General features: G+C 59.2%; 9 protein-coding genes. 8 read left to right on the forward strand and 1 reads right to left on the reverse strand.

Annotated features, from left to right (window positions below; all coding sequences use genetic code 11):
• The first annotated feature begins 211 nt into the window (after positions 1-211).
• The 6 genes from moeB (at position 212) to VN887_14455 (ending at position 5,395) form a co-directional block, all read left to right on the forward strand.
• A complete protein-coding gene (gene moeB, locus VN887_14430) occupies positions 212-1,360 on the forward strand; it encodes a molybdopterin-synthase adenylyltransferase MoeB (protein HXT41205.1) in 1,149 nt (382 codons plus the stop codon).
• Positions 1,329-1,910 (forward strand): hypothetical protein, encoded by a 582-nt coding sequence (locus VN887_14435; protein HXT41206.1) that lies wholly within the window; start codon positions 1,329-1,331, stop codon positions 1,908-1,910. Before moeB ends, VN887_14435 begins: the two co-directional genes overlap by 32 nt.
• Before the next feature lie 210 nt (positions 1,911-2,120).
• Positions 2,121-2,621, forward strand: a complete 501-nt coding sequence (nusB, locus tag VN887_14440; GenBank protein ID HXT41207.1) for a transcription antitermination factor NusB — start codon at positions 2,121-2,123, stop codon at positions 2,619-2,621.
• Complete coding sequence (locus VN887_14445; protein HXT41208.1) at positions 2,618-3,460, forward strand: PHP domain-containing protein; 843 nt, start codon at positions 2,618-2,620, stop codon at positions 3,458-3,460. Before nusB ends, VN887_14445 begins: the two co-directional genes overlap by 4 nt.
• A 46-nt stretch (positions 3,461-3,506) precedes the next feature.
• Positions 3,507-4,418 carry a signal recognition particle-docking protein FtsY gene (gene ftsY, locus VN887_14450; protein HXT41209.1) on the forward strand — a complete coding sequence of 304 codons (912 nt, stop codon included), beginning with the start codon at positions 3,507-3,509 and terminating at the stop codon, positions 4,416-4,418.
• A gap of 440 nt (positions 4,419-4,858) precedes the next feature.
• On the forward strand, positions 4,859-5,395 hold the full coding sequence (locus tag VN887_14455; GenBank protein ID HXT41210.1) for a GNAT family N-acetyltransferase: 537 nt from the start codon (positions 4,859-4,861) through the stop codon (positions 5,393-5,395).
• A 1-nt stretch (position 5,396) separates the two neighbouring features.
• On the opposite strand, the gene VN887_14460 is transcribed toward VN887_14455, so the two are convergent.
• Positions 5,397-5,687: a DUF1778 domain-containing protein gene (locus VN887_14460; GenBank protein ID HXT41211.1), complete on the reverse strand. Its 291-nt coding sequence runs from the start codon at positions 5,685-5,687 to the stop codon at positions 5,397-5,399.
• Positions 5,688-6,138: 451 nt separating this feature from the next.
• On the opposite strand from VN887_14460, the gene ribD reads away from it, so the two are divergent.
• Entirely contained in the window at positions 6,139-7,395 is a 1,257-nt protein-coding gene (gene ribD / locus VN887_14465; GenBank protein HXT41212.1) for a bifunctional diaminohydroxyphosphoribosylaminopyrimidine deaminase/5-amino-6-(5-phosphoribosylamino)uracil reductase RibD, read from the forward strand.
• A 36-nt stretch (positions 7,396-7,431) separates the two neighbouring features.
• Positions 7,432-8,046 (forward strand): riboflavin synthase, encoded by a 615-nt coding sequence (locus VN887_14470; protein HXT41213.1) that lies wholly within the window; start codon positions 7,432-7,434, stop codon positions 8,044-8,046.
• Positions 8,047-8,186: the final 140 nt, after the last annotated feature.

The raw sequence follows: 8,186 nt of genomic DNA on the forward strand, positions 1-8,186 counted from the left end.
CCACGACTTCAATCGGAACAAGATTCCGGCCCGGAAAACAGCGTGGCATCTTGGTAAGTATTTGCACAAATTAGGATCGTGACTGGAAATGTCGCGAGTAAGACTGCGAAAGCCCACGACGGCTTATTGTATGTTTCTTCACGGCTTTGGCTCCGTGCAGCGACTTGATTTATCCGCAAGCTGTTCTACGCTCAGCCGGATTATAGCATTTATGCAATTAAGCAACGATGAGATTCGCCGTTACTCACGGCACCTGATCCTCCCCGAAGTCGGTTTGCCCGGCCAGAAAAAGATTTGTTCCACCAGCGTCCTCTGCATCGGCGCCGGCGGGCTTGGCTCCCCTATCGCCATGTATCTTGCCGCCGCTGGCATCGGCAAGCTCGGCATCGTGGACTTCGACACGGTGGATTTCTCGAATCTCCAGCGCCAGATTCTGCACACGGACGCCGATGTGGGCCGGCCCAAGGCGCAGTCGGCAAAGGAAACCATCAACGGAATCAACCCCGGCGTCCAGGTCGTCCTCCACAACGTCCGACTCACGAGCGAAAACGCCCTCGAGATCATCAAGCAGTACGACATCATCGTGGATGGCACCGACAACTTTCCGACACGTTACCTGACCAACGACGCCTGTGTGCTGCTCAAAAAGCCCAATGTTTATGGCTCGATCTTCCGTTTTGAGGGCCAGGCCAGCGTGTTCGCGCCGCACCTCGGCGGGCCTTGCTATCGCTGCCTTTATCCCGAACCGCCGCCGCCCGGCATGGTCCCCAGTTGCGCGGAAGGCGGCGTGCTCGGCGTGTTGCCCGGCATCATTGGCTGCATCCAGGCCACCGAGATTTTGAAACTGGCGCTCGGCAAGGGCGGTTCACTCGTCGGCCGACTGCTCCTGTTCAACGCGCTCGACATGAAGTTCCGCGAACTGAAACTGCGCCGGGACCCCCAATGTCCGATCTGCGGCGACACGCCGACGATCACAAAACTGATCGACTACGAAATGTTCTGCGGTATCGCGCCCGAGCCGGCGACGCCCGCGCAGAATCCGGACGAGGTCACCGTGCATGACATGAAAAAGGCGCTGGAAGACCCGAAGCTTGGCATCAAGGTCATCGATGTGCGCGAGCCCGACGAATACGAAATCGCTCATGTTGACGGTGTGCCGCTGTTTCCGCTCAGCACGTTGCAGGAGAAGTTCACGGAACTCGACCCGAACCAGCAGTATTACATTCACTGCAAGAGCGGTATCCGCTCGATGAAGGCGCTGAAATTCTTGCGCGAGCAGGGATTCAAGTATTTGAAGAACGTCAAGGGCGGCATCACCGCCTGGGCGGATGAAATTGATCACAACGTGCCCAAGTATTGAGAAAACGGTGCCGCTCAGTGCGCCTTGTATGTGGGCTTATGATCGTAAGAGAGTTGGAATGTCGTTCTGCAAAGCCCACCGTGAACATACGCTGGCGGTTCACAAGGCGGATAGTCGGGTCTGCGTTGCTGGTTTTGGCGGTATTTTTTTGCGTGTACGCCAAAAAAGTGATCCAGTCACCATTACGGTTTCAAGTGCGGCGCACGATTCCGGACATGTGAGGTTCGAAGTTCACAATCGGACGCGCAGGGCGATGATGCTCGGCAGCCTTGACCTTCTTGGCCGAGTTGGGACGAACTGGGCTTTCGGCGGACATATCCCGCTTGGTGATGCAAAGACAAACTTTGAAATCCTTAGCCTCAAGGTTGCTGCGCCCATCGGCAGAAAGGAATGGAAGGCCAGGTTGGTTTACGAGCCTCAAGCCGCAGGCTTCAAGCTGTTGAAGTGGCGTCTGCAGGAAGCATCGCGAATAGAAAGTCTTGCTCAGGGCTTTCGTCTTACAGGATGGGATGCCTCACAGTACGCGTACAGTGAAGCCCTACACCAATGATTCGGAAGGTGGTGCGGGAGACTACGCTCGCTCTCAAATGAAAACCGTCACCATCCACTGCTGCAAAAGCTGAGCGTCGCGCAAACCGAGCGCCGTCCGATTGGCGGCTGGCTGGCCCTTCAATCGGAAGGCTTGGCTGGCGTTCCTCCTGACGTCGCCGCGCAGTTTTTCCTTCCGCCACCCTCCTTCCTCCTTCATTCTTGCCGCAATATGGGCACACGACGTGAAGCGCGGGAACGCGCGGTGCAATTTCTCTTTCAGTATGACCTGAACCCGTCCGCGGAACTGGACGACGCGCTCAACCAGTTCTGGGACTCGCAGCGTGCCGCCGCGCTGGCGGAGGAGAAGGGGCCTGCCACCTGGGGAGAGAAGGTCGAGCTTCCGCCGCCCACTGCGGAGGAGTCCGCCGCCCGCCTCTTCGCCGAACCGCTCATTCGCGGGACGATCGAGCATCGCAACGAAATTGACGAGCACATCAAGAAGCACGCGAAGAACTGGGAATTGCACCGCATCGCCAACGTGGACCGTAATGTCCTGCGCCTGGCCATCTACGAAATGCTTTATCGCGAGGACATCCCGCCCGTGGTCAGCATCAACGAGGCGGTAGATATCGCGAAAAAGTTTTCCACCAACGACAGCGGCAAGTTTGTCAACGGCATCCTGGACAAGATCAAGGGCGAGCTCCTGCGTCCGGCGAGGATTGTCAAATGAAGTTCGCCGACCTCCATCTTCACACGAATTTTTCCGACGGCACCTACACGCCCGAGGAACTGACGGGTCGCGCGAAGGAACTGAGGTTTGCCGCCCTGGCGCTCACGGACCACGACACGGTGGAAGGCTGCGCGCGCATGGCGATTGCGTGCCGGACGGCGGGCATTGAATTTGTTCCCGCGACGGAATTGACGGCGGAACTGGACGGAATCGAGCTTCACCTGCTCGGCTACTTCGTTGACACGCACAACCGGAGGCTGCTGGCCGAAATGGAAAAATTTCAGAACGTCCGTCAGAACCGCATCCGCGAGATGGTCGCGCGCCTCAATCGAATCAACGTGCCGCTTTCCGCCGACTCTGTTTTCGCTCTTGCCAATTGCCGCTCGCCCGGCCGGCCGCACGTCGGACGCGCTCTGGTGATGGGCGGATTTTGCGCGAGCCTTGACGAGGCCTTCGAGCGTTTTCTGAAGAAGAACCGTCCGGCCTGGGTGCCGAAGTTTAAAATCTCGGCGCTCGATGCCATCGGGCTGATCCATCAGGCGGGCGGCCTGGCCGTGATGGCACATCCGGGGTTGAACCGCACCGACGAAATCATTCCCGACCTTGTTGCTGCGGGCCTCGACGGCATCGAATGTTTCCATACCAAACACACGGCATCCACCGCTGAGCACTATGTTCGCCTGGCGACGGAGCACGGCCTTTTGATCACCGGCGGCTCGGACTGCCACGGCCTCAGCAAAGGGAAACCCCTCATCGGGACCGTCAGGCTGCCCTACGAACACATGGAAAAGCTTAAAGAGGCGGTCAGCCGGCGATCGGTTCAACCATTGAATCGTTGAACTCACTCGATCGAGATCTGACGATTCGGCCCTTCACGATTCAGCAATGAGCTTGTTTCAAAAACTCAAGTCCGGCCTTGCCAAGACCCACGGCAGGCTGGCGCAGGAAATCAAACGCATTGTCACGCGCTCTCCCAAACTTGCCGGCGAATCGCTCGAAGAACTCGAGGCCGTTCTCATTGCCGCCGATCTCGGCGTGGCCGTGACCCAACAAATTGTGGGCGCGGTGAAAAAAACCTATGAATCCCAGGGCAGCGCGGGTCTGGATGTGTTCGCCATCGCCCGCGCTGAAATTGAAAGAAATCTTTCGTTGAATAAACCCGATTTGATCAAGGCCGCTGGCGGCCTGAGCGTCGTCTCGATTGTCGGGGTCAACGGTACGGGCAAGACGACAACCGCCGCCAAGCTCGCGCATCTCGTCCAGTCGCAAGGCCAGACCGCTTTGCTTGCCGCGTGCGACACCTTTCGCGCCGCTGCGATCGAGCAGCTCAAACTCTGGGGTGCGAGGCTCAAGGTCGACGTCATCGCGGGCGCGTATGGCGCGGACGCCGCCGCCGTGGCGCACGACGCCGTCACCGCCGCGCAGGCGCGCAAGGCCGATTACCTCTTCATTGACACCGCGGGCCGACTGCACACCAAGCACAACCTCATGCAGGAACTGCACAAGCTCCATCGCGTCATCGGCAAGCAACTGCCCGGTGCGCCGCACGAAGTCCTGCTCGTGCTCGACGGCAGCACCGGCATGAACGCGTTGAACCAGGCGCGTGAATTCAACAAAGCCGTCCCGCTCACCGGTCTGATCGTGACCAAGCTCGACGGCACGAGCAAGGGCGGCATGGTGGTGGCGATTCAGAAGGAACTCGGCCTGCCCATCAAATTCATCGGCCTCGGCGAACAACCGGACGATTTGCAGCCCTTCGACGCCAAACAATTCGCGCAGGCGTTGTTTGAGGAGTGAATCTTTTAACCGCGGAGACGCGAAGGCGCCGGGACGGCCAGCCGATGCAACAGCGTCCTCAACGTGCCCGTGCCGATGATGATGGCGTCGAAATGCTCGTTCATGAAGGGAGTTGGTCGGGGAAAGGAGGGAAACCTTACAGTTTGTGCTGACCAGATTGGGTCGCCAAAGGCTCCGAAACTGGCTATGTATTCGGTGCGAAATGAACGAACTGGTTAAGAAGGGATTCGAATGGCTTGAACGGTACTGGCACAAGAAGCCGACCGCCGTCCTTGCACCGGTTATCGCTTCGATCATCGCCTCGCGACCCGCAGCACGTTTGTGTTGTAGCGGCGCTCTGTGAGCGCCGCCGTTCGGCGGTCACAGACCGCCGCTACAATCGGATCTTCGCGCCTTCGCGTTGAAACGAATTTCATTCCCAGCTACACTGCCGCCATCGCATGGCCGGCCAACCACAATTTCGAATTGAGATTCTCGACCCCGCCATTCATCGAAGGGAGGAATTCTCGTGCGAATCGCCGGAGTTGACAGAATTCCTGCGGACGCGAGCGCGCAAGGAGGCCAAGGCACGAGCGTCGGCTTGCTTTGTAATTGTGCCGGTTGCTGACCCCGGTCGTGTTGCTGGCTTCTATACGCTCTCAGCTACCACGGTGGAGCTGGAGAAGCTGCCGCCAGAGCTGGCCAGGAAATTGCCGAAGTATCCACGAATGCCGGCAACCTTGCTGGGACGGCTGGCTCGCGCGCTCGAATTCAAAGGACAGGGGTTGGGCGATTTGTTGATGGTGGACGCGCTCAAGCGTGCTTACGAGAATAGTTCGGTCATCGGGTCGGTTGCGGTTGTGGTTGATCCGAAGAATGAGAATGCCGCGAAGTTCTACTCGACGTTCGGATTCCATCCGCTGGACGGGCAGAAGATGTTCCTGCCGATGAAGGCAATTCCCGATTGGCTGGGATTGGAAAAGAAGGATGAACCGTGAATCAAGCCGCCACGCGTTGCCGGTAAACAGCGCCAGCTCTCTTCAAACGGCTCGGTACGGTGGGCGTGGGATTCAGCAGCGCCTTCACGAAGCGACGGGATTGTGCGGCATCCAGCTCGATGGTTTCGTAATCGGCGACAATGCGCCGGGCAACCTCGCGAGCGTGAGCAATGACAAACGTAGCCACCGACCGCCCCTCCAACGAGGCGGCGCGCTGGAACAGTTGCTTGTCCGCTCCGCTCACGCGGGCGACCAACCTTTCCTCACGACGTTCTTTTGTTTCAACCGGCACGGGCGTAATGTGTGCCTGAGAGGCACACATTTCAAGTCTTTATTTCTGCTGATTATGCGGAACTTGAACGGATTCCAGCAGGATTTCATACAACCCAGCGCGCCTTCGTTCCGCCTCACAAAGACGCGCCTTGGAGCGCAGGTCTGTCGATCCTCCGCAGTAATGCTGCGGCGGGCGGGCGACCCGCGGCACGTTTGGGTTGCAGCGGCGCTCTGCGAGCGCCGCCGTTCGGCGGTCACAGGCCGCCGCTACAAAAGAATCGCAACGCGACGAAGGTGCTAGAACTGTTTTGGCATGGGGAGCACACCGGCCATCGGCTGTTGTGTTCCACGCCTTTGTCGAACTCATTCCCACGATCTGGTTTTCTCCAGGCCACTGCGGTTCAAAATTCGTGTTCATCTGTGGTTAAAGAATTGAGCCTCCTTGCGTCGGCTGCTACAACACAGGAAGAATGTCCGACGCCCAATTCATGCGCCTCGCCCTCGGGCTCGCCCGGCGCGGATACGGCACGACTTCGCCGAATCCGATGGTGGGCGCGGTGTTGGTGAAGGGTGGCAAAGTCATCGGACGCGGCTGGCATCATCGTGCGGGTGAAGCCCACGCGGAAATCGAGGCGCTCCGCGACGCGCAAAGGCGCGGCAACAATCCACGCGGCGCGACCTTTTATGTGACGCTCGAACCGTGCAGCACGCATGGTCGCACGCCGCCCTGCACAGAGGCCATCAAAGCTGCGGGCATCAAGCGTGTGGTCGTCGGTACGACCGATCCGAATCCGCAACATGCGGGGAAAGGCTTTAAGAATTTGAAGCGGGCCGGAATTAGAGTTGTCTCGCTGGGCGAAGGCCGGGCGCGTCAGTCCGTGCGCGCCGTTTCGGGTCTGGCCGGGCAGCGACGCGCAGAGGACCGCGACCTCCACCAACAATTGGCCGACGAATGCGCTCGGTTGAACGAGGCATTCAATCATTGGATTGTCCATCGCACACCATTTGTGACGGTGAAAGCCGCGATGACGCTCGATGGCAAAATCGCGACTGCGAGCGGCGAATCGAAATGGATCACCGGTGTGAAGGCGCGTGCGTATGGGATGAAACTGCGCCAGGGGGCGGACGCCATTCTGGTCGGCATCAACACGATCCTCGCGGACGATCCAAGCCTGACAGTTCGAAGGCAGAAGGAAAGAAAGCCGCTTCGCAGAATCGTTTTGGATTCGCTGGCGCGGACGCCGACGGACGCAAGAATCGTGAACGATGAATTCGCGGCGTTGACCACACTGGTGGTGAGCAAGCGCGCGCCGCAACGTCGCGTGGCGGCGCTGGCCAGGCGCGTGAAGGTGATCGTTGCGCCTTCGGCCGGTTCGAAATCCAAAATCCAAAATCCAAAATTGGATTTGAAGTGGTTGTTAAAAAAACTGGGCGCAGAAAACGTCACCGGCCTCCTTGTTGAAGGCGGCGGCGAAGTGAACTCATCGTTCCTGCTCGCCGGTTTCGCGCATCGCGTGGCATTCTTCTACGCGCCGAAAATTCTTGGCGGACGCGACGCGCGGAAGGCGGTCGCCGGCGATGGTGTCCGGCGTTTGGATGAAATCATACAACTGCGTCGGGTCGAGTGGCGGCGGCTCGGGCCGGATTTGTTATTGACCGCGCGCACCGCGCAGCCCCAGCCTCCGAGCGGGTCGCCATACAGAACGAACGGCGCACGCACCAGTTGAACTCCAGTTCCGCAAGGTGAAGCTTGCGGCTGCATCATGTTTACGGGGATCGTCGAAGAAACAGGCGTCGTCGAGAGCATCAAAACCTCGGCCAGTTCCATTCGACTGACCGTGCGCGCGAGGGTGTGCGTCCGCGGACTGAAAATCGGCGACAGCGTGGCAGTCAACGGCTGTTGTCTGACGGTTGCAAAACTGGTGCCGCGCTCGAAACGCAAGTTGATCCAGTTTGATTTGCTGTGCGAGACATGGGAGCGAACCAATCTCCAGTTTGCGCGTCCCGGATCTCTCCTCAACCTCGAGCGTTCCCTGCGGGCGAATGACCGGTTGGGCGGCCATTTTGTGACGGGCCACATCGACGCGGTCGGGAGGATCCTTCGATGGGAACGGGCCGGCCGGGACCACGTTCTCGAAGTCGGCGCGCCGCCCGACGTGATGCGCTACGTCATCTTGAAGGGATCAATCGCCGTCGATGGCATCAGCCTTACGGTAGCAGCGGCCGGAAAAAAAAGCTTTCGCGTCTGGATCATCCCGCACACGGCTGAAGTCACCGCCTTGCGGGAACGCAAGGTTGACGACGCGGTGAATCTCGAAGCGGACCTGCTTGGCAAGTACGCAGAACGGTTCCTTGCTTCCCGTTCGCTTCGCCGGTGAGCCCGCATTCTCCGGGCGGTCCACCTCGACACGCACGGCCGTGCGCACGGGCCGAACGGATGGTGCCGACCATCAAAGTTGGTTGGCATTGTCGATGCTTGTTCGCCCGCAGCGATGCTTCGCCGTCGAGGATGAATGGC

Source organism: Candidatus Angelobacter sp. (genome assembly GCA_035607015.1).
Classification (GTDB): domain Bacteria; phylum Verrucomicrobiota; class Verrucomicrobiia; order Limisphaerales; family AV2; genus AV2.